This is a genomic window from Clostridium fessum, from assembly GCF_003024715.1.
In the GTDB taxonomy this organism is placed as follows: Bacteria; Bacillota; Clostridia; order Lachnospirales; family Lachnospiraceae; genus Otoolea; species Otoolea fessa.
Genome location: NZ_PYLO01000005.1, coordinates 86,181 through 107,352, shown reverse-complemented (window position 1 = coordinate 107,352; position 21,172 = coordinate 86,181). Strand labels below are relative to the sequence as shown.

The following is a 21,172-nucleotide window of genomic DNA, read 5'->3' as shown; positions in this document are numbered from 1 at the left end:
AGCTTTTTTTGATCATATAGGAAATTAAGTCTTATATACGGGGACACCTAAGCGCGGGCCACTGAATCGTAATAAATGGCCGGAAATCAGATGTGAAGAAATAGAAAAGAATAACAGGGATGGAATGAAAATGAAAGGAAAAAGAGTGATCGCAGGTATTCTGCTTGTTGGAATCTTAGCAGTTACCCTGGCAGGGTGCAAAAACACAGGTGAGAATAAAAAAGAAACGGAAAAACCCGTCATCACCCTGGGAAGCGACAGCTATCCACCATACACTTATCTGAATGAGGATGGTGTGCCGACAGGAATTGATGTAGAACTGGCTACAGAAGCGTTCAGAAGAATGGGCTATCAGGTGGAGCCTGTCCAGATTAACTGGGAGAAGAAAAAAGAACTGTTGGAGAGCGGGGAGATCGATTGCATCATGGGCTGTTTTTCCATGGAAGGGCGCCTTGACGAGTACCGCTGGGCCGGACCGTATATAGCAAGCCGTCAGGTGGTTGCTGTAAATGAGAGCAGTGATATCTATAAACTGAGTGACCTGGAGGGAAAGAATCTGGCTGTTCAGTCCACAACCAAACCGGAAGGTATTTTTCTGAACCGGACGGATGAGAGAATCCCAAAGCTGGGTAATCTGATCAGTTTGGGACACAGGGAGCTGATCTATACATTTCTGGGAAAAGGATACGTAGATGCAGTTGCCGCACATGAGGAATCGATTGTCCAGTATATGAAGGATTATGACACAAGCTTTCGTATTCTGGAAGAGCCGCTGATGATCACCGGTATAGGGGTTGCCTTTGCAAAAGAGGATGACCGGGGAATCTGTGAGCAGATGGATCAGACCCTGGAGGAAATGCGTCGGGATGGAACATCCCTGAAAATCATTGAAAAATATCTGGATGATCCGGGAAGGTATCTGGAGGTGGATGAACTTGGATATTAAGGGAAGGACAAAGAAAAAGCAGATAGAAATAGTTGGTGTTTTGCTTGGAATCTGTGTGGCGGTAGTTTCCCTGACTTATTTCTTTCATGCGGAAAAAGCGGAAGCAGAAGAAAGAATGGTAGAGATTGTAAACTATGTGAAAGTGCAGTGTTCCACCTATACTCATTATAATGAATCTTCGGAATCCAAAAGCCTTCTCCGTGCCATTGAAAGTGCCAGACAGATGAGTACCAATATTAACATGGAAACAGAAAACGGTGGTCAGTTAAGCCGGGAGTTTCTGAAAGATAATCTGCAGACTCTCTGGGTGGATGGCATCCTTGTACTGGATGCAGAGGGAAAGACGGTCTGTGAGTATAGCACAAAAGAGTCTCTGACGGATGAGATTACGGAGTATCTGCAAAAAGAAATTATCATGGATTTTACAGGATATGAAGAAAGAAGCTATTCGGAACGGCTTGCCAGGGAAGACGGGTCCCGGATCGACATTGCAGCCTGCGCCAGAAAAGACGCACCGGGTATTGTGGCAATTTACTATTACACATCTCCTGAATTTACCAGAAACTATACTTTGACGATACAAGGGCTTTTAAATGGATATAGTGTCCAAAAAGATGGAACAATTATTGTTGCAGACGATGGGCTCGTTGTTGCCAGTAACGATGAGAGCCTGTTGGGGCAGAATACGACCGACAATGAGGTTATTCAGGCAATGAAAAAGCACACAGACAGCCAGCATATTTTTCATTTGAAGAATGAAGGAACCGGATGCTACGGAATCATGCTGAAGCAGCGGGATTATTATATTTATGCATATCTTCTGGATGAGGAAGTGTTTCATAACCTTCCATTAAGTGTGGCTGGTGTCATTTTTCTATATTCTTTGATAGTTGGTATATTTTGGTCCTGTATCTTCAGAACCAATCTGGAACATGAGAAACAAGAGCGGGAAAAGGATGAAAAATATAAATCAGAACTTCTGATAGCTGCCAAAAAGGCGGAAGACGCCAATAGGGCGAAGACGGAATTTCTCCAAAGGATGAGCCATGATATCCGGACTCCGATTAATGGAATCTGCGGTTTACTCAATATGGCAGATCATTGTGCAGATGATATGGAGAAACAGACAGAATACAGAACAAAGGTGAAAGAGGCATCCAATCTGTTGCTGGAGCTGGTAAACGATGTCCTGGATATGAGTAAGCTGGAGGCGGGTGAAGTGATTCTGGAAGAAATTCCATTTGATCTAAGCCGTATTTCCCGGGAAGTACTTGTTGTGATCGAGCAGATGGCTGCAGACCAGAATATCCGGATTGTGTGGGAGAAGAAAGAAATCACACATCGAAAGCTTATTGGAAGTCCAGGACATGTGAAACGTGTGATGATGAATATTCTGTCGAATGCGGTGAAATATAACAGAAAAAACGGATATATCTATATTAGCTGCCGTGAGATTCCATCCGAACAGCCAGAGATGACGACGATAGAATTTGTCTGCCGGGATACCGGAATCGGAATGGCAGAAGAGTTTCAGAAACATATTTTTGAACCGTTTGTACAGGAACACGCAGGAAGCCGCACAAAATTTGCGGGAACGGGTCTGGGAATGTCGATTGCAAAGAAGCTGGTTGAGAAAATGGGTGGAACCATTACCTTTGAAAGTGAAGATGGTGTAGGGACTACCTTTGTGATCCAGGTTCCATTTAAAATAGATCTGAATTCGGATAAATGGGAAGAACAGAAAGATGTATCAGATGGAAAATCTATAAAGGGACTGCATATTCTTATGGCAGAAGATAATGAGCTGAACATAGAAATTGCTGAATTTATGCTTCAGAATGAAGGTGCTGTCGTGACCAAGGCATGGAATGGGCAGGAAGCTGTGGATCAATTCAAAAAAAGTGAGTTAGGTGAATTTGATGCGATCCTCATGGATATCATGATGCCGGTCATGAATGGTTATGAAGCAACGAAGAGGATCCGGTCTCTGGAGAGAGAGGATGCTAAGACGATACCGATCATTGCAATGACAGCAAATGCGTTCACGGAGGACAGAATAAGAGCAAAAGAAGCGGGAATGGATGAACATATTTCTAAGCCTGTTGATGCAAAATTACTGGTAAAGGTAATTTATGAACTAGCGGAACACAGTTTTAGGGGGATTCGTAATGAAAAAGGAAAAAAGAAATAAGTTACTTGCTGTATTCCTGGTGATGGTAATGGCCATATTACTTTTATCAGGCTGCGGCGGGAAAAGAGCGGAAAAAGAAGATGCAGAAACCATCACGGTGTATTTATGGAGCACAAACCTGTATGAAAAATATGCACCCTATATTCAGGAACAGCTTCCGGATATTAACATTGAATTTGTAGTAGGAAATAATGATCTGGATTTTTATAAGTTTCTTGATGAAAATGGAGGATTGCCGGATATTATAACCTGTTGTCGTTTTTCACTGCATGATGCAAGTTCGCTGAAAGACAGCCTGATGGATCTTTCCACAACCAATGCGGCAGGTGCTGTCTATGATACATATCTAAACAATTTTAGGAACGAGGATGGCAGCATAAACTGGCTTCCGGTGTGTGCGGATGCCCATGGCTTTGTAGTGAACAAAGATCTTTTTGAAAAATATGATATCCCGTTGCCAACAGACTATGAAAGCTTTGTCTCTGCCTGCGAGGCATTTGATAAGGTGGGAATCCGAGGGTTTACCGCAGACTATTATTATGACTATACCTGTATGGAGACACTGCAGGGCCTGTCGGCGTCAGAACTTTCTTCTGCCGACGGACGCAGATGGCGCACCACCTACAGTGACCCGGATCATACAGTGAAAGAAGGTCTGGACAATACCGTCTGGCCGGCGGCTTTTGAACGGATGGAGCGGTTTATCCGGGATACAGGATTGAACCGGGATGATTTGGATTTGAACTATGATAATGTGGTTGAGTTGTTCAAAAGTGGTAAGCTTGCCATGTACTTTGGAAGCTCTTCCGGTGTTAAAATGTTTCAGGATCAGGGCATTCACACAACATTTCTGCCATTCTTTCAAGAGAATGGAGAAAAATGGCTGATGACGACACCCTATTTTCAAGTGGCTTTAAACCGTGATCTGGCACAGGATGAAACACGACGGAAGAAAGCCATGAAGGTATTGGATACAATGCTTTCAGAGGATGCTCAGAACCAGATCCTTTATGATGGTCAGGATCTCTTAAGCTACAGCCAGGATGTGGATATCCATCTTACAGAATATCTGAAAGATGTGAAACCTGTGATCGAAGAAAATCACATGTATATCCGTATTGCGTCAAATGACTTCTTCTCTATTTCCAAGGATGTAGTATCTAAGATGATCGCAGGAGAATACGATGCAGGGCAGGCTTATCAGTCCTTTAACACCCAGCTTCTGAATCAGCAGACTATCTCCGAGGATATCCTGCTGGATTCACAGAAATTCTATTCCAATCGTTTCCATGCCAGTGGAGGTAATGCAGCCTATTCGGTTATGGCAAATACGCTGCGCGGTGTCTACGGGACGGATGTGCTGATCGCCACCGGAAACAGCTTTACCGGAAACGTGCTGAAAGCCGGGTATACGAAAAAAATGGCGGGCAGCATGATCATGCCAAATGGTCTTTTGGCTTACAGCAGTAAGATGAGTGGGGCAGAGCTGAAAGAGACTGTCAGAAATTTTGTGGAAGGCTATGAGGGAGGCTTTATTCCCTTTAACAGCGGTTCTCTACCTGTAGTCAGCGGTATTTCTGTGGAGATCAGGGAAACGGATGATGGTTATACATTGAGCAAAGTTATGAAGGATGGAAAGAAAGTTCAAGACAATGATATGTTCACGGTAACCTGCCTGACGATACCTAAACACATGGAGAATTATCCGGTAGAGGATAATATTGTGTTTGATAGGGGAGATACTTCTGTGAAGGATACCTGGATAGGATATATTTCAGATGGTGATGCCGTTCTTGCAGAGCCTGAAGACTATGTGGCTCTGAGGTGAGAAAAATGGATATTAAGAATCATAATACAGACAAAAAGAAACTTGTCAATAGAAAACAATTCAAGGCAGCTGTCGTTATAGCTGTTTTTCTTGGAATCGTATTGACGGTTTCCCGATATTTTAAATTTGTGTCGAAAACGGTATATGAGGAAAGTGTGTCTCATCTGACAGAGATTTTTCATCAGTCTGATAATATGCTGCGGGAACTGACAGACAAGAATCTGACCTATCTTCATATGTGGGGAGAGAATCTGCAGAACACCTCCAATGAAGACGAAATTCGTGATTATATAGAGAAAGCACAGGAAGATGCCGGCTTTTTAGAATTCTTTTTTCTGTCAGCTGACGGAAACTATAAGAAGGTAACAGGTGAAACAGGGTATCTTGGATTACAGGGAAATATGGAAGAGGAGCTCCGACAGGGAAGTGATGTGATAACAAATGCAGCAGTTCCTGGAAAAGCCCAGCTGCTTGTTTTTGCAACTCCCAAGGCCTATGGAAGTTATCAGGGATTTGAATATGATGCGATTGCCATTGCCTATGAGAATTCTGATATCGTAAATGTACTGGATATCTCTGCTTTCGACGGAAATGCCCAGAACTATGTGATTCATCCGGATGGTCGTGTTGTGGTGGAGCATTCTTCTGGGTCATGGGGGAGAGTGTATAATTTCTTCGGTGTTCTGAGAGAGCATTCTGATATGTCTGAAAGAGAGATCAATGAGCTTTCGGAGAAGTTTAAAGAAGGACGTACCGATGCGAAGCTGGTAAAGCTTGATGGAAGGAGCTATTATCTGGTCTATGAAAAATCAGATATCAAGGATTGGATGTTTCTGGGACTTGTCCCGGCGGATATCGTGAATGCCAGTATGAATAGCCTGCAGTTTAATACAATGCTTCTCGTGGGAGGAGTCGTGCTCTGTATTGCCGCTTTACTTATCAGTTTTATTGTTCAAAAAGGCAGAACAAACCTCAGGAAAAAGGATACGGAGATCCTGTATAGAGACGAATTGTTTCAGAAGCTGTCAATGAATGTAGATGATGTTTTTCTGATGCTGGATGCTAGAACATATCAGGCAGATTACGTCAGCCCGAATGCGGAAAAATTGTTGGGGATTACGGTAGAAGAGATCCGTAAGGATATTCATGTTTTGGGAAAATTGCATTCTGAAAATCCGAAAGAACCGGATAAAAATTATCTGGAGAGAATCCGGGTTCATGAACAGAAAGAATGGGAGTTTGAATACGTTCATTATAAATCAGGAGAGCAGCGCTGGTTTCATAATGTTGCAATGTGCAGCGAGGTAAACGGAAAAAGAAAATATATCTTGGTTATGTCGGATCGTACCTCTGACAGGAAAATGAATCAGGCACTTTCTGAGGCAGTCCGTGCTGCGGAGACAGCAAACCGGGCCAAGAGTACGTTTCTTTCCAATATGTCTCACGATATCCGGACACCCATGAATGCGATCATCGGTTTTACCACACTGGCTGTAAGTAATATTGATGATAAGGAAAGAGTCCGGGATTATCTGGGTAAGATTCTTTCATCCAGCAACCACCTGCTCTCACTGATCAACGATATACTGGATATGAGCCGGATTGAGAGTGGAAAAATCCATCTGGAAGAAACAGAGGTCAGCCTGTCGGATGTGCTTCATGACCTGAAGACGATCATTGGTGGGCAGATCCATGCGAAGCAGCTGGAGCTTTATATGGATGCAATGGATGTGACTAATGAGGATATCTATTGTGATAAGACGCGTCTGAACCAGGTACTGTTGAATCTTTTGTCCAATGCGGTTAAGTTTACACCTGCTGGTGGAACCGTTTCAGTCCGGCTCAAACAGTGTCCGGGGACGCAAAGCGGCAGTGCGCTGTACGAGATCCGGGTAAAGGATAACGGAATCGGTATGAGCCAGGAATTTGTACAGAAGCTCTTTTCTCCTTTTGAGAGGGAGCGGACTTCCACGGTCACCAGGACTCAGGGTACCGGACTTGGCATGGCTATTACCAAGAACATTGTGAATATGATGGGCGGAACTATCGAGGTTCAGACAGAATATGGCAAGGGAACTGAATTTATTGTCCGCCTGCCATTCCGGATTCAGCCTGAGCATCACCATGTAGAGAAGATCGCAGAGCTGGAAGGTCTTAAGGCACTGGTTGTAGATGACGATTTTAATACCTGTGACAGTGTGACAAAGATGCTTGTCAAGGTTGGAATGCGTTCAGAATGGACTCTTTCCGGTAAGGAGGCTGTTCTCCGGGCGCGGCAGTCTATGGAACTGGGGGATGCATTCCATGCGTATATCATTGACTGGTGTCTGCCGGATATGAATGGCATTGAAGTTACCCGTCAGATCCGCAGTCTGGGTGACCATACGCCAATCATTATCCTGACGGCTTATGACTGGTCAGATATCGAAGTGGAGGCCAGAGCGGCAGGGGTTACAGCATTCTGTTCGAAACCTATGTTTATGTCAGATATCAGAGAGACCTTGATGACAGCTATCGGTCAGAGGCAGGCTGAGCAAGAGGATAATATTCTCCCGGCAGCAGGTTCAGATTTCAAGGGCAGATGTATATTGCTTGTGGAAGACAATGAACTGAACCGTGAAATTGCGGTGGAGATCCTGAATGAATATGGCTTTCTGGTTGACACTGCCGAAAATGGAGCAGAGGCAGTGGAGAAGGTAGAAAAATCGAAACCGGGCGGTTATGATCTTGTGTTGATGGATGTGCAGATGCCTGTCATGAACGGGTATGAGGCCACAAAGCGGATTCGTGCCCTGGATGATCCGGCACAGGCGGGAATCACTATTCTTGCCATGACTGCCAATGCTTTTGATGAAGACAGGAAGGAAGCGCTGGAATACGGTATGAATGGATTTCTATCCAAGCCAATTGTTGTAGAGGAATTAATTGATGCATTGCAAAAAAATCTTTCATAGAGGGGATACAGGAAGCAATGGCAAAAGTAACGGAAGTATATGAGTTAACCATTTGAGAAGTTAAGAAGGGATTGCATTAAGTAATGTGGCATGTTGCTAATTGACAAATTCATCTTTTCTAAGTATCGTATATACGTGTACAATAGTACGTATGATTTGAATGTGGAGTAAATATGACCGAAAAACATAGTTATGAGATTATCGTCCTGGATCTGGACGGAACCTTAACAAACAGAGATAAGGTGATTACGCCAAAGACGAAGCAGCGTCTGATGGAGCTTCAGGAGCGCGGAAAGAAGATTGTACTGGCGTCCGGGCGTCCGACGCCGGGAGTGCTGCCGCTTGCGAGAGAGCTGGAGCTGGCAAAATACGGCAGTTATATTCTGTCGTTTAATGGAGGCAGGATCACGAACTGCAAAACCGGCGAGATCATATTCAGCCGTTCCCTGCCGCAGGAGGCAAATCAGAAGATTATACGCTTGGCCGAGGAGGAACAGGTGGGGCTTTTGAGTTACGATGAGGCGGGGGCAAAGCTTCTGACGAACCAGAGTGACAGTCCCTATGCGAAGTTGGAAGCGCGGATCAACGGCATGGAGTTAGTACAGGTGGACGACATGGAAGCTGCGATCACGTATCCGGTACCGAAATACCTGATGATGGAGGATGGAGACTACCTGGCGATGGTCGAGCCGCGCGTCAAGGCGGCGATGGGGAAGAATTTCAGCGTTTACCGTTCGGAGCCGTTTTTCCTGGAGGTGCTTCCGAGGGGCATCGATAAAGCACAGTCGTTAGAGCGTCTTCTTTCTCACATCGGGCTTTCGCGTGAGCAGATGATTGCCTGTGGGGACGGCTACAACGACCTCACGATGATTCAGTATGCCGGATTAGGTGTAGCGATGGAGAATGCGGTGCTTCCGGTGCGGAAAGCTGCAGACTTTATTACCTATTCCAACAACGACGACGGTGTGGCTCATGTGGTGGAGAAGTTTATGCTGTAGAAGATTTGGCAGATTCGCATAAATGTATATTGCGTGAACAGATGAAAAATAAAATATTCATAAAAATAGGCAAGATACTAGACTTTAAAACTTTAATATGTTAATATAAGAAAAACGGAAAAATGAATATATTTTCGGAGTACATATTAAAAAGGGGTGCCTTGCATTATGAATAAAAAACTGAAAACCGAAGCTGTGGATCATCTGTTCCAGGCGATTCTGACACTGAAAAATACCGACGAATGCTATAGCTTTTTCGAGGATGTATGCACAGTTAATGAACTTTTATCATTTTCCCAGAGATATGAAGTAGCGAAGATGCTGCGTGAGAAGAAGACATATCTGGAGATCGCGGACAAGACCGGCGCATCGACAGCGACGATCAGCCGTGTCAACCGTTCTTTAAATTACGGAAGCGACGGATATGATATGGTATTTGCGCGTGTGAAAGAGCAGGAAGAGGCGGAGAAAACGGAAGCGTAAGACGAAGTAGGAATATACGCACGATAGATAAAGCGCGTACTTTCATAGGTGTAGCAAACCAACCTGCCAAAGATGGACAAATTTGGCTTGGGGTGGAATTGTCCCAGGAGCTGGCAGCTGGTTGAATGAAAGATAAAAAGAAATGAAAGAAAAAAGACATTGAAAGAATTTCCACAAGGGGAAGTGATTCCAGTGTCTTTTTTATCGTGTATGATGCAATGGGTTGAAATTTTTGTTGTTTAGCCTGTTTTTGAGTGTGGCGGTACAGCGGAAGTGCTGCCTATTTCTTCTTCTTCGGATTCACCGGCGTCTCCTGCCGGAGCTGTTCCGCCAGGATTTCAATCATCTGTTTTTTCAGATAGACATCAAACGCCAGCTCACTGATAAAGGCGAACAGCTGTAAATACTCGCGGTCTTCACAGTCATAGTCCTTGAATGTCTGGCTGGCGGCGTCAAATTTTGCCATGACGTCTTCCTGCAAGCGCTTGCGCTGCCCTTTTTCCAGCGAAAAGATTTCGTTGTAAAGCTCTTCTAATTCCGGGCTGGAACCATGGGAAAAGTGGTGCTCGCTGATGGGCGAGAAGAGCTGCTCAATATCTCGAAAGGATATCACATTTTTAAAATAATAAATCAGAATCAGCATCAGCAGATGATTCTTGGAGTAGCGTTTTTTGACGGGCGGCGGCAGCAGGTTATTTTTGGCATAGTTATTGATCATGGTTTTGGTCAGGATCTTATCCTCGCCCAGCCATTTGGAAGTGTTCAGGTGGCTGTCCATGAAGGTCGTGACCTGATCCATATATAAATCAATACCGGGAATCTCCGACGGATGCACCCGGGTCAGACTATCAACATAAGCCAGCAGATCCTGCAGGCGTTCTTCGTTCGATTTCATGTATGTACCTCGCTGCGTTGAAATTCGAAAGCTGCGAAACAGGGAGGCGATTTTGGCGCTTCCGCTGTCATGAACTCTCTATGTGATATTATATAGTTTTGAAAACCAGATAGCAAGGAGAAATTTAAAATCAATGAAAATTCCGTGACATCCAAGAGAAAATAGATTATACTAGAGCGTATTCGAACATACTTTTTGTCATTAAAAATAGATTATATAAGAGGATAGAAGGGAACGAAACATATATGAGCAAATACGACACACTTAACCCGATGCAGCGGGAGGCGGTTTTTCACACGGAGGGACCACTCCTGGTTCTGGCAGGCGCCGGTTCAGGAAAGACGCGCGTCCTGACACACCGGATTGCGTATTTAATCGAGGAAAAACGGGTGGCGCCGTGGAATATCATGGCGATCACATTTACCAATAAAGCGGCGGCGGAGATGCGCGAGCGTGTGGATAAGATTGTGGGGGAAGGCGCGGAGGCGATCTGGGTCAGCACGTTCCATTCGAGCTGTGTTCGGATTCTGCGCCGGTTTATCGACCGTCTGGGATATGACTCGAATTTTACTATCTATGACGGCGACGACCAGAAAACGCTGATGAAGCAGGTGCTCAAGAAAATGCAGGCGGATCCGAAGCAGTTTAAGGAGCGGGCGGTGCTGTCACGGATTTCTGCGGCGAAAAATGACCGGATCACGGCGGATGAGTTTGAGCAGCAGGCGGGAGCGGACTTCCGGGAGAAAAAGATTGCTCAGATTTACCGGGAATACCAGAAAGAACTCAAGAAGAATAATGCCCTGGATTTCGACGATCTGCTGGTGAAAACGGTAGAGCTTTTCGAGGCAAACGCGGATGTGCTGGAATATTATCAGGATAAATTCCGGTATATCATGGTGGACGAGTACCAGGACACGAACCTTGTACAGTTTAAGCTGGTCGATCTGCTGGCAAAGAAGTACAGAAATATCTGTGTGGTCGGTGATGATGACCAGTCGATCTACAAATTCCGCGGGGCAAATATCGAAAATATTTTAAGTTTTGAGAAAGCATTTCCGGGCGCACGCGTTATCAAGCTGGAGCAGAACTACCGTTCCACCCAGAGCATCCTGAACGCGGCAAATGAGGTGATCCGCCACAACCGCGGCAGAAAGGACAAGACGCTGTGGACGGCGAATGACGAGGGACCGAAGGTGCGCTTCCGTCAGTATGACACGGCATACGAGGAGGCAGACGCCATTATCTGTGATATTGAGCGTGAGAAAGAAGAGAAAAATGCGGAATATTCGGATTTTGCCGTGCTGTACCGTACCAATGCACAGTCGCGTCTTCTGGAGGAAAAATGTATTTATTACAGCATTCCGTACCGGCTGGTCGGTGGCGTCAATTTCTATCAGCGCAAGGAAATCAAGGATATTCTCTGCTATTTAAAGACGATTGCGAATGGGCGCGATGATCTGGCGGTTCAGCGTGTTATCAATGTGCCGAAGCGCGGCATCGGTGCGACCTCGATCGGAAAAGTGACGATCTATGCGTCTGCCAATGGCATGAGCTTTTATGATGCGCTGCTGCGCGTGCGCGGCGTGCCGACGATCGGCAAGGCGGCGGATAAGATCGAGAAGTTTACGGAGCAGATCGAAAACTTCCGGTCGCGGCTTTCGGCCCTTTCGATCCCGGAACTTATCGAGGCGATTCTGGAAGAGACGGGATATAAGAAGGATCTGGAGGCGGAAGGCGAGATCGAGGGAGAAACACGTCTGCAGAACGTGGAAGAGCTGGTTAATAAGGCGACCGGCTATATGAGCACAGCGGAGGAACCGACGCTGGACGGATTTTTGGAGGAGGTTGCGCTGGTAGCGGATGTAGATAGCCTGGACGAATCCGAAAACAGGATTGTCCTGATGACTTTGCACGGCGCAAAAGGTCTGGAATTTCCGTATGTCTATTTAAGCGGCATGGAGGACGGGCTGTTTCCGAGCAGCATGTCCATCTTTTCGGATGATAAGGACGCCATCGAAGAAGAACGGCGTCTCTGCTATGTCGGAATCACCCGTGCGGAGAAAGAACTGACGCTGACGGCGGCGAGACAGCGCATGGTCAATGGAGAAACGCGGTTTGCGAAGGTCAGCCGCTTCATCGAGGAGATTCCGCCGCAGCTTCTGGACGAGGAAGAGCAGCCGACCGTCTTTGAACGGGCTGCTGGTATGAGCCGGGGCAGACGCGGATTTGAAGATTCGGGGACTTCTGGCTGGACAACGGGCAGCTTTGGTGTATCTGGCGCGGGAGACGGCGATCGGGTGCGGATTGGCGGAATGTCTGGAAAACACCCTCTTTCAGAGAACGATGCCGCCTGGGAGCGCGGCGCAGCCCGGATGAGCGGCTGGGGCGGTGTGAATGGTTCCGGAAGTGCTGGTTCTGGCCGCACGCTGGATCCATATAAGAGCGCTTATAGTTCCAGCAGCCGTCCAGCCAGCCCGGCACCGTCATTTGGCAAGGCATTTACGGTCCAGAAGGCCGACCATCTTTCCTACGGTGAGGGCGACCGAGTCCGCCACCTCAAATTTGGCGAGGGAACGGTGCAGAAGATCGCGGACGGCGGCAAGGATTTTGAGGTGACGGTTAATTTTGACCGCGTGGGCGTGAAAAAAATGTTCGCTTCATTTGCAAAACTGGTGAAATGTTAGACCGTGTTTGCCGTATTGTTACGGTACACGTATGCGAAAACAGTAATGCCGTATTAAAACATTTTCGCCAGATCCAATAAAAAATATAGTAAAATCGGCTGAGAGATGGTATAATAAAATCAAGAATTGCGGATCAAAACGCGGGAAAGGATGTGGAGTGTATGAATAAATTTGATATGATGAGCAAAGATGCGCTCTCCAGAGTAGAAGAGATCATGAATGCAACCAAACTGAATGAATTCCTTCACAGAAAAGAAGAAGAGGAGAAACAGAAAAACTGTATTCTCTGGATTTTAGCCATTATCGGTATTGTAGCAGCAGTTGCAGCGATTGCATACGGCGTATATCGTTTCTTTACTCCAGATTATCTGGAAGATTTCGAGGACGACTTCGATGATGATTTCGACGATGATTTCTTCGAGGATGAGAGCGACGAGAAAGAGAAGAAAGACTGATTGTGATAATTTAGTCAATGAATCATAAAAAATACTGCGCGGAACCGGAAAATCGGTTTCACGCAGTATTTTTTATGCCATAGGAAAGTTTGTAGATAAGTTTGTATTTTTTATATCTTGGAAAAAGAAAAAAATTCCTGTATACTATAAAGATATGAATTAGAACCGCAGATGAAAATTAGCTGTGAGTTGAAAAATCATTTGCAGTTGGTGATTATAGTGCGGTAAAAGCCACTGAGAGAAGGAGCTATATAGTTATCAATGAAAAAAGGTGAGATTTACGAAGGAACTGTAGAACGGATTGAGTTTCCAAATAAGGGCGTAGTTGTGATAGATGGAGAGAAAGCGATCGTCAAAAATGCGCTTCCGGGACAGAAGATCCGGTTCCGTATCAATAAAAAGCGCGGCGGCCGATGCGAGGGTATGCTTTTGGAGGTTGTCGAGCACTCAAAGTTAGAGACGGCAGAGGATATATGCCCGCATTTTGGTATCTGCGGCGGATGTCTTTATCAGCCGATTCCGTATGAGAAACAGCTTGCGATCAAGGAAAAACAGGTTCGTTCCCTTCTGGATGCGGTATGTCCGGAATATGAGTTTGAGGGCATCTTAGGCAGCCCGCTGGTGCAGGGCTACCGGAATAAGATGGAGTTTTCTTTCGGTGATGAGGTCAAGGATGGTCCTATGTCGCTGGGAATGCACAAGCGCGGCAGTTTTTATGATGTGGTTACAACCGACGAATGCCATATCGTGCATCCGGATTTTTGCAAGATTCTTGTCTGTACAAAAGAATATTTTGAGGAAAAGAAAGTTGGATTTTATAAAAAAATGCAGCATACTGGCTATTTGCGCCATCTTCTGGTGCGCCGTGCGATCAAGACAGGGGAGATTCTGGTCGATCTGATCACGACGACACAGACGGATACCTTTGAGGGAACCGAGGAAGCACTTTTACGGGGATGGACGGAGCGCCTTCAGGCACTTCCTATGGAGGGAAGCTTTGCGGGCATTCTGCATACCAAAAATGATACATTGGCGGATGCCGTAAAAGATGAGGGGACGGACATTCTGTTCGGACGCGAGCATTTTTACGAAGAGCTTTTAGGGCTGCGGTTCCAGATCTCGCCGTTTTCTTTTTTCCAGACGAACTCATTGGGCGCGGAGGTGCTGTACGAGAAAACGCGTGAGTATGTGGGTGAGACGAAGGGAAAAGTCGTATTTGACCTTTACAGCGGCACCGGCACGATCGCGCAGATCCTCGCACCGGTGGCGGAGAAAGTAGTCGGCGTGGAGATTGTCGGGGAAGCAGTCGAGGCAGCCCGTGAGAATGCGGCGCGCAACGGACTTGGCAACTGCGAATTTCTGGCGGGGGATGTCCTCAAGGTGGTGGACGAGTTGGAAGAAAAGCCGGATCTGATCGTTCTGGATCCGCCGCGCGACGGAATCCATCCGAAGGCGATCGGAAAGATTTTGAATTTTGGCGTCAGCCACATGGTTTATGTGTCCTGCAAACCAACCAGCCTTGCGAGGGATCTGGAACCGATCCAGGCGGCAGGATATCAGGTGGATAAGGTGTGCTGCGTGGATATGTTCCCGCATACTGCCAATTGTGAGACGGTGGTTTCATTGACGCGGAAGAAATAAGATCCCAAAATGGATGTGGGAAAAATGGATGAAACAAAAGAGAATGAAATAAAACCAGATACAGCAGATTGTCAGGTACAGGAGACAGCTGTGCAGCGCCGGAAGAGGGAGACTTTACTGCGCGAGCAGACGCCGGATGCCCTGTGGGAAGCGATTCTTGCATTTGAAGGGGCAATATTTTACACGGCGAAAGGGCTGGAATATTCGTACACGATCCGGGGCAACGAGATGTTTGTCAGCCGGAAAGAAAAGTCGGTCACGCGTGCAAGCATCCTGGTGGCGTATAAAAAAGCGCAGGAGCTTGGCTGCGTGACCGGACCAAAGCAGCTGGGAGTGTTTGGGGCAAGCTATCTGTATCCGGTGTTCCTGAGGCTGGGGATTATCTGCGCCAGTGCTGGTTGATTTCCGCACCGAAAAACAGGATGCAGATGCAGGCGTACAGCCACAGCATCAGGATCACGACGGCGGTCAAGCTGCCGTACATATAAGAATAATTACTGAAATGGTTGAAGTAGATGGAAAATCCGTAGGAACATCCGATCCATCCGACGGTGGAAATCAGCGCACCGGGAAGCTGGAGACGGATATCCTGCCGTTCATAGGGCAGCCAGGTGTACAGCGCGACGAAAAAGAGCGTCAGCAGCGCCAGCGCAAGAAACGTCCGGAGACTAATCAGGCAGGAAACGAATCTGTCCAGCATCGGAAAGTAACGGAATAGCAGGCGCTGCAGGGAGGAACCGAACACCATCAGAACCAGGGAGAAAATGCACATCAGGAGAAAAACGATGGTATAGCCAGAGTTGATGATACGTCCTAAAAGGTAATTTCTGCGCTTGCGGCAGCCGATGATCCGGTTTAAGCCGCGCTCGATCCCAAGCATGCCGCGGGCAGCCGACCAGATGGTTGCCACGGTGGTAACCGAGAGCAGGGCGGCCGGGGATACAGTCTGGATGTCCTGGATTACCGATTCAATCAGCGGGTGGATGCTGGAGGGAAGAAGCTGTGTCATCACGTGCATCAGATCCTCCGGGCTGACGGCGGGGATGAGCTGGATCAGCGTCAGCAGAATCATGATAAAAGGTGCGGCAGAGAGAACGATAAAAAAAGAAGCCTGGGCGGCGTACACCGTGACTTCGTCTTTGATGAAATCGTTGTAAATCCGTTTACAGTTCAGGAGAAAAGAAAGCATGAAAAACCTCGCTTGATTTATGTTATTAAGAAAATATCCGTAACTGGCTCATTTCCCTTTGAAAAATGGCTGACGATAGGTGAATGCCATTTCAGTGTTGTTAAAAGTATATTATCATGAGGTCGAAAAAATAGCAACGGATTTGCCTGTCTTGACGAAAACACCGGTTTCCCGTATGATAACAGGATAGAAATGATTCGGGTCTGCAGGGCATAAGGATGGCAGTGATGCGGACAGCAGCAAAAATCAGCCGGCAGCCAATTGGAAAATGGGACATGGGAGGAAACAAAATGATCGCAATCACAGCATGTGCGGCGGCACTGGCAGCCGTGACAGTGGGGCTTTTGCTCCGCTCGGAATATGAAAAAAAACATTTTGTGACCGACCAGTATGAGATAGAGAGTCCGAAGCTGCCGGATGGCGCTGCGTTCCGCTGCGTATTTTTGTCGGATCTGCATGATAATGTGTATGGAACGGACAATGAGCCGCTGGTGGCGGCGATCCGCACATTCAAGCCGGATGCGGTGCTGATCGGCGGCGATATGATGGTCTGTAAGGGAAAAGGTGATTTAACCGTCACGGTATCGCTTCTGGAAAAATTGACCTCCTTTGTGCCGGTTTACTATGCGAACGGAAATCATGAGGAGCGGATGAATCGGGAGCGGGATGTGTACGGAGATTTGTATGATCGGTTCCAGATGGAATTAAAACGTCTGGGGGTTCATTATTTGTCGGATCGGAGCGAGGAGATCAATCCGTGGATCCGGGTGACTGGGTGCAATTTGCGGGAGATATATTATAAGCATCATTTCACGGTGCCGGAACTGCCGATGGAAGAGCTTTCAGAGCGGGTTGGAACTGCGGCAGAGAAGACGTGTTTTCAACAGATGAAAGAATCGTTTTTTCCTGACTTGGCGGAAAAGGAGCGGGAAGCCGGACATGAAATGTATGAGATATTATTATTTCATTCTCCCCTCTTTTTTGAGACCTGCCGGAAATGGGGCGCGGATCTGACGCTTTGCGGACATTTCCACGGCGGAACCATCCGGATCCCGGGGCTGGGAGGCGTGATGACGCCGCAGTACCAGTTTTTCCTGCCATGGTGCGCCGGACGGTTTGATGCGGACGGAAAGACGATGATCGTCAGCCGGGGGCTTGGGACGCATTCGATCAATGTGCGGCTGAATGACCGGCCAGAGCTGGTTTGTGTGACGTTGCGGGGAAAACAATAGAGAGATTCTGGTTATTGTACACGGGTAGGCACTTTTGGAACCGAAAGTGCCGTAAGAAAACGTGGTGGCAGCAGGAATAACTCTTCGGCACAGGTGGATGTATACGGAATTTGGTATATGATTGTAGAAAAAGCTGGCTAAAAGAAGGAGTTTGGAAAGAATGGAAATTTCCTATAAATTAGATAATTTTGAAGGACCGTTGGACCTGTTGCTTCATCTGATTGAAAAGAATAAAGTAAGTATCTACGATATTCCGATCGTCCTGATTACGGAGCAGTATCTGGAATATGTTAATCAGATGGATCATGAGGATCTGGATGTGGTCAGCGATTTTCTGGTGATGGCGGCGACGCTTCTGGACATCAAATCGCGGATGCTCCTTCCGAAGGTGGAAAAAGAAGAGGAAGAAGACGAGGAAGATCCGCGCGCCGAGCTGGTGCGCCGGCTGTTGGAATATAAGATGTATAAATATATGGCGCAGGAGCTGGAAGAGCGGGAGCAGGAGGCAGAGCTTCTCTTTTTTAAGGAACCGACGATTCCCCGGGAGGTGGCGAAATATGAAGAACCGCTGGATCTGGACAAGCTTCTGGATGGTCTGACGCTGGCAAAGCTGCAGAAAGTGTTTGACGCGGTCATGAAGCGGAATGCCAATAAGCTTGACCCGGTGCGAAGCCGGTTCAGTACGATCCGCAGGGAACCGATCAGCCTGGAGCAGAAGGTAAGGTCGGTGCTTTCTTATGCGCGGGAACACCGTCATTTTAAATTCAGCGATGTGCTGGAGAGGGAATCCGATCGCCTGGAGATAGTCGTGGCGTTTCTGGCAGTGCTGGAGCTGATGAAGATGGGACGGATTCATCTGGTGCAGGAAAAATTGTTTGATGAGATGCAGCTCGATACGGTGGATGTGGATGAAACGGAAGGCGAGGCAGAGCTGGAACTTTCGACGGAGGAAGGAGAAGAGTATGCCAGAATTAGATGAAAAACGCGAGGAAGCCATCGTGGAATCGGTTCTCTTTACAATGGGAAAATCGGTTGAGCTGCGCCAGCTTGCGGCGGCGCTCGGGACGGATACAGAGCGCGCGGAAGCGGCGGTCAGACGATTACAGAGCCGTTATGAGGCAGAAAAGCGGGGCATGCAGATCACGCAGCTGGAGGACAGTTGGCAGATGGCGACCCGCGCGGAATATTATGAGAATCTGATCCGGGTGGCAGCGACGCCGAAGAAGCAGATTTTAACGGATGTTGTGCTTGAGACACTCTCGATCATTGCTTATAAACAGCCGATCACGAAGCTTGAGATTGAAAAGATCCGCGGGGTTAAATCGGATCACGCGGTCAATAAACTGATTGAGTACAATCTCGTTTACGAGGTAGGGCGTTTGGATGTGCCGGGACGTCCGGCATTGTTTGCGACGACGGAGGAATTTTTGCGCCGGTTTGGAGTCGGATCGACGAAAGAACTGCCGGAACCGGCACCGGGACGAATCGACGAGTTCCGCATGGAGGCGGAGGAAGAGCTGAAGTTTGAGGGGAAACTGCCGGAAGAGGCAGAGAAGGAAATGAAATATTAACGTTTTCTTAACAATATTCATTCAATTCTGACATTAACAGATTCTTAACATCATATTTCTGTATTTTCTTGTAACTTTTTGTAGCCAACGTGGAAAATGAGGTCAACACAAACAAACAAGCAGCTCTTTCAAATCGCTACATAAATGAAAGAAGCCAGCAAAACAAAAGGGGGAATTGTTTATGTTGACACTTGAGCTTGATATGTATCAGGCGTGTGCTCTTGGCGCACTGGTCTACTGTCTGGGAAGATTGCTTGTACAAAAGCTGCCCTTCCTGAGCAAGTATTGTATACCGGCTCCGGTTGCGGGCGGTGTCGTATTTGCATTCGCTCATCTGGCGTTGTATGCAACAGGAGTTCTGGAGCTTTCCTTTGATACAACCTTACAGAGCGTATTTATGACGATCTTCTTCTGCAGCGTCGGTTTTACCGCCTGCTTCCGTCTGTTAAAGAAGGGCGGCGTTCAGGTATTTATGTTCCTGGCGCTGGCAGTTGGTATCTGTATCGTGCAGGATGCAGTCGGCAGCGGTCTGGCAGCAGCGTTTGGTCTGAATCCGCTTCTCGGCTTATGTATGGGTTCTATGCCGTTAGTTGGAGGTCACGGAACGAGTGGTTCCTTCGGACCGCTTCTGGAGCAGGAATACGCAGTTGTAGGCGCAACTACAGTTGCCTTGGCATCCGCTACATATGGTCTGGTATCCGGCAGTATGATGGGTGGTCCTATCGCCCGTGCCCGTGTTGAGAAACACCATCTGAAATCAACCGCAGCCGAGGAAGGCAATGCAGTTGACGAAGTAGCATCGCCGATCGACGGTCAGAAATTCACCACCGCGGCTGTATTCCTTGCAGTTGCAATCGGTGTTGGTACCTTCATTTTCGCGTTCTTTAAGAGCATTGGTCTTACATTCCCGACTTACATCGGTGCGATGCTGGCAGCAGCCGCTATCCGTAACATCTGGGATGTACAGCACAAAGATCTTCCGATGGAAGAAGTTGACGCACTGGGCGGTCTGTCCTTGAACCTGTTCTTAGCGATGGCAATGATGAGCCTGAAGCTGTGGCAGTTAGCAGCTCTGGCGCTTCCGATGATTGTTATCCTGTTAGTTCAGACGGTTGTTATGTTCCTGTATGCAAACTTCCTTGTATTCAACATCATGGGCCGTGATTACGAGGCAGCTGCAATGACCACCGCATTCTGTGGTTTCGGTATGGGCGCAACCCCGAACGCAATGGCAAACATGAGAGCACTGGTAGAGCGCTATGGTCCGGCTCCGCGTGCATTCTTCATCGTACCGTTAGTAGGAAGCTTATTCGTAGACTTCTTTAACTCCATGGTACTGACTACTTTCATGAACCTCTTATAATTTGACGGCTGGTTCAGCAAAGTATCCATTTAAAATATTCTGATATTGAAGTAGCTCCAACCTATTTCCTTCCCGGCGGTTCTGGATTTCCAGGCCGCCGGGATTTTTCGCGTGCAACGAGCGAAAGTCCGTGCCTGCACGAATTAATACTTTCGGAAAACGCGCGCGTGTGGTATTATAGAGAAACTGGAAAGTTGAAAAATATTTTTCGGGGAGGTGCTTTGTGAAAAACAAACTTGCAAGGCAGCCATTACCGGATAAAATGTGACATAAGAAAGGATTTCATACAGATATGAACAGCATGAACATAAAGATCAAATATTTCACAGACGCCATTGACCGCCTCGCCTACATTGACGGCAAATCTGACTGGATCGACCTGCGTGCGGCGCGTGAGGTGGTGCTGAAAAAGGGTGATTTTGCCCTGATTCCGCTTGGCGTGGCGATGGAGCTGCCGAAGGGCTATGAGGCGCATGTAGTTCCGCGTAGCAGTACCTTTAAAAATTTCGGCATCATCCAGACCAATCATATGGGTGTGATCGATGAGAGTTACTGTGGAGACAACGATCAGTGGCATTTTCCGGCATATGCGCTGCGTGATACAGTGATCCATGTCAATGACCGCATCTGTCAGTTCCGCATCATGGAGCATCAGCCGAAGATCATATTTGAGGAGACGGAGAAGCTTGACAATGAAGATCGCGGCGGCATCGGAAGTACGGGAAAGAATTAATAAAAAGGT

The 21,172-nt window shown here is 47.2% G+C and carries 17 protein-coding genes; 15 read left to right on the top strand and 2 right to left on the bottom strand.

Annotated features, from left to right (window positions below):
* The first annotated feature begins 130 nt into the window (after nucleotides 1-130).
* The 6 genes from C7U56_RS13070 to C7U56_RS13045 all read left to right on the top strand — a co-directional run bounded on the left by C7U56_RS13070 (nucleotide 131) and on the right by C7U56_RS13045 (nucleotide 9,400).
* A complete protein-coding gene (locus C7U56_RS13070) occupies nucleotides 131-946 on the top strand; it encodes a substrate-binding periplasmic protein (RefSeq protein ID WP_107001673.1) in 816 nt (271 codons plus the stop codon).
* Nucleotides 930-3,137, top strand: coding sequence for an ATP-binding protein (locus C7U56_RS13065; protein WP_107001583.1), 2,208 nt, complete (start codon nucleotides 930-932; stop codon nucleotides 3,135-3,137). Before C7U56_RS13070 ends, C7U56_RS13065 begins: the two co-directional genes overlap by 17 nt.
* A complete protein-coding gene (locus C7U56_RS13060; RefSeq protein ID WP_107001582.1) occupies nucleotides 3,115-4,965 on the top strand; it encodes an ABC transporter substrate-binding protein in 1,851 nt (616 codons plus the stop codon). The genes C7U56_RS13065 and C7U56_RS13060 overlap by 23 nt, the downstream gene beginning before the upstream one ends.
* 5 nt (nucleotides 4,966-4,970) lie before the next feature.
* Nucleotides 4,971-7,919: a PAS domain-containing hybrid sensor histidine kinase/response regulator gene (locus tag C7U56_RS13055; RefSeq protein WP_107001581.1), complete on the top strand. Its 2,949-nt coding sequence runs from the start codon at nucleotides 4,971-4,973 to the stop codon at nucleotides 7,917-7,919.
* A 173-nt stretch (nucleotides 7,920-8,092) separates the two neighbouring features.
* Complete coding sequence (locus tag C7U56_RS13050) at nucleotides 8,093-8,917, top strand: Cof-type HAD-IIB family hydrolase (RefSeq protein ID WP_107001580.1); 825 nt, start codon at nucleotides 8,093-8,095, stop codon at nucleotides 8,915-8,917.
* Between the two features lie 168 nt (nucleotides 8,918-9,085).
* Nucleotides 9,086-9,400, top strand: a complete 315-nt coding sequence (locus C7U56_RS13045) for a YerC/YecD family TrpR-related protein (RefSeq protein ID WP_022359748.1) — start codon at nucleotides 9,086-9,088, stop codon at nucleotides 9,398-9,400.
* Nucleotides 9,401-9,680: 280 nt separating this feature from the next.
* Here C7U56_RS13045 and C7U56_RS13040 read toward each other — a convergent pair whose 3' ends face one another.
* Nucleotides 9,681-10,295 carry a DUF1836 domain-containing protein gene (locus C7U56_RS13040; RefSeq protein ID WP_022359749.1) on the bottom strand — a complete coding sequence of 205 codons (615 nt, stop codon included), beginning with the start codon at nucleotides 10,293-10,295 and terminating at the stop codon, nucleotides 9,681-9,683.
* Nucleotides 10,296-10,540: 245 nt separating this feature from the next.
* Between C7U56_RS13040 and C7U56_RS13035 the strand changes: the two genes are divergently transcribed.
* The 4 genes from C7U56_RS13035 (at nucleotide 10,541) to C7U56_RS13020 (ending at nucleotide 15,477) form a co-directional block, all read left to right on the top strand.
* Nucleotides 10,541-12,979 (top strand): ATP-dependent helicase, encoded by a 2,439-nt coding sequence (locus tag C7U56_RS13035; protein WP_107001579.1) that lies wholly within the window; start codon nucleotides 10,541-10,543, stop codon nucleotides 12,977-12,979.
* A gap of 161 nt (nucleotides 12,980-13,140) precedes the next feature.
* Nucleotides 13,141-13,434, top strand: a complete 294-nt coding sequence (locus C7U56_RS13030) for a hypothetical protein (RefSeq protein WP_022359751.1) — start codon at nucleotides 13,141-13,143, stop codon at nucleotides 13,432-13,434.
* Between the two features lie 261 nt (nucleotides 13,435-13,695).
* Nucleotides 13,696-15,075 carry a 23S rRNA (uracil(1939)-C(5))-methyltransferase RlmD gene (rlmD, locus tag C7U56_RS13025; RefSeq protein WP_107001578.1) on the top strand — a complete coding sequence of 460 codons (1,380 nt, stop codon included), beginning with the start codon at nucleotides 13,696-13,698 and terminating at the stop codon, nucleotides 15,073-15,075.
* Between the two features lie 24 nt (nucleotides 15,076-15,099).
* Nucleotides 15,100-15,477 carry a hypothetical protein gene (locus tag C7U56_RS13020; protein ID WP_107001672.1) on the top strand — a complete coding sequence of 126 codons (378 nt, stop codon included), beginning with the start codon at nucleotides 15,100-15,102 and terminating at the stop codon, nucleotides 15,475-15,477.
* On the opposite strand, the gene C7U56_RS13015 is transcribed toward C7U56_RS13020, so the two are convergent.
* Complete coding sequence (locus tag C7U56_RS13015) at nucleotides 15,455-16,264, bottom strand: YihY/virulence factor BrkB family protein (protein ID WP_107001577.1); 810 nt, start codon at nucleotides 16,262-16,264, stop codon at nucleotides 15,455-15,457. The genes C7U56_RS13020 and C7U56_RS13015 overlap by 23 nt on opposite strands.
* A 290-nt stretch (nucleotides 16,265-16,554) precedes the next feature.
* On the opposite strand from C7U56_RS13015, the gene C7U56_RS13010 reads away from it, so the two are divergent.
* From C7U56_RS13010 to C7U56_RS12990, 5 genes are all read left to right on the top strand, one after another.
* Nucleotides 16,555-17,496 (top strand): metallophosphoesterase, encoded by a 942-nt coding sequence (locus C7U56_RS13010; RefSeq protein WP_107001671.1) that lies wholly within the window; start codon nucleotides 16,555-16,557, stop codon nucleotides 17,494-17,496.
* A 160-nt stretch (nucleotides 17,497-17,656) separates the two neighbouring features.
* Nucleotides 17,657-18,475 carry a segregation and condensation protein A gene (locus tag C7U56_RS13005; protein WP_107001576.1) on the top strand — a complete coding sequence of 273 codons (819 nt, stop codon included), beginning with the start codon at nucleotides 17,657-17,659 and terminating at the stop codon, nucleotides 18,473-18,475.
* Complete coding sequence (gene scpB, locus C7U56_RS13000; protein WP_118467432.1) at nucleotides 18,459-19,067, top strand: SMC-Scp complex subunit ScpB; 609 nt, start codon at nucleotides 18,459-18,461, stop codon at nucleotides 19,065-19,067. The genes C7U56_RS13005 and scpB overlap by 17 nt, the downstream gene beginning before the upstream one ends.
* Nucleotides 19,068-19,248: 181 nt before the next feature.
* Nucleotides 19,249-20,430: a sodium/glutamate symporter gene (gene gltS / locus C7U56_RS12995; protein ID WP_107001574.1), complete on the top strand. Its 1,182-nt coding sequence runs from the start codon at nucleotides 19,249-19,251 to the stop codon at nucleotides 20,428-20,430.
* A gap of 301 nt (nucleotides 20,431-20,731) precedes the next feature.
* A complete protein-coding gene (locus C7U56_RS12990; protein WP_107001670.1) occupies nucleotides 20,732-21,163 on the top strand; it encodes a dUTP diphosphatase in 432 nt (143 codons plus the stop codon).
* Nucleotides 21,164-21,172: the final 9 nt, after the last annotated feature.

Coding starts and splice junctions, on each gene's coding strand:
- C7U56_RS13070 (WP_107001673.1), top strand. CDS start 131: ATGAAAGGAAAAAGAGTGATCGCAGGTATTCTGCTTGTTGGAATCTTA.
- C7U56_RS13065 (WP_107001583.1), top strand. CDS start 930: ATGAACTTGGATATTAAGGGAAGGACAAAGAAAAAGCAGATAGAAATA.
- C7U56_RS13060 (WP_107001582.1), top strand. CDS start 3,115: ATGAAAAAGGAAAAAAGAAATAAGTTACTTGCTGTATTCCTGGTGATG.
- C7U56_RS13055 (WP_107001581.1), top strand. CDS start 4,971: ATGGATATTAAGAATCATAATACAGACAAAAAGAAACTTGTCAATAGA.
- C7U56_RS13050 (WP_107001580.1), top strand. CDS start 8,093: ATGACCGAAAAACATAGTTATGAGATTATCGTCCTGGATCTGGACGGA.
- C7U56_RS13045 (WP_022359748.1), top strand. CDS start 9,086: ATGAATAAAAAACTGAAAACCGAAGCTGTGGATCATCTGTTCCAGGCG.
- C7U56_RS13040 (WP_022359749.1), bottom strand. CDS start 10,295: ATGAAATCGAACGAAGAACGCCTGCAGGATCTGCTGGCTTATGTTGAT.
- C7U56_RS13035 (WP_107001579.1), top strand. CDS start 10,541: ATGAGCAAATACGACACACTTAACCCGATGCAGCGGGAGGCGGTTTTT.
- C7U56_RS13030 (WP_022359751.1), top strand. CDS start 13,141: ATGAATAAATTTGATATGATGAGCAAAGATGCGCTCTCCAGAGTAGAA.
- rlmD (WP_107001578.1), top strand. CDS start 13,696: ATGAAAAAAGGTGAGATTTACGAAGGAACTGTAGAACGGATTGAGTTT.
- C7U56_RS13020 (WP_107001672.1), top strand. CDS start 15,100: ATGGATGAAACAAAAGAGAATGAAATAAAACCAGATACAGCAGATTGT.
- C7U56_RS13015 (WP_107001577.1), bottom strand. CDS start 16,264: ATGCTTTCTTTTCTCCTGAACTGTAAACGGATTTACAACGATTTCATC.
- C7U56_RS13010 (WP_107001671.1), top strand. CDS start 16,555: ATGATCGCAATCACAGCATGTGCGGCGGCACTGGCAGCCGTGACAGTG.
- C7U56_RS13005 (WP_107001576.1), top strand. CDS start 17,657: ATGGAAATTTCCTATAAATTAGATAATTTTGAAGGACCGTTGGACCTG.
- scpB (WP_118467432.1), top strand. CDS start 18,459: ATGCCAGAATTAGATGAAAAACGCGAGGAAGCCATCGTGGAATCGGTT.
- gltS (WP_107001574.1), top strand. CDS start 19,249: ATGTTGACACTTGAGCTTGATATGTATCAGGCGTGTGCTCTTGGCGCA.
- C7U56_RS12990 (WP_107001670.1), top strand. CDS start 20,732: ATGAACATAAAGATCAAATATTTCACAGACGCCATTGACCGCCTCGCC.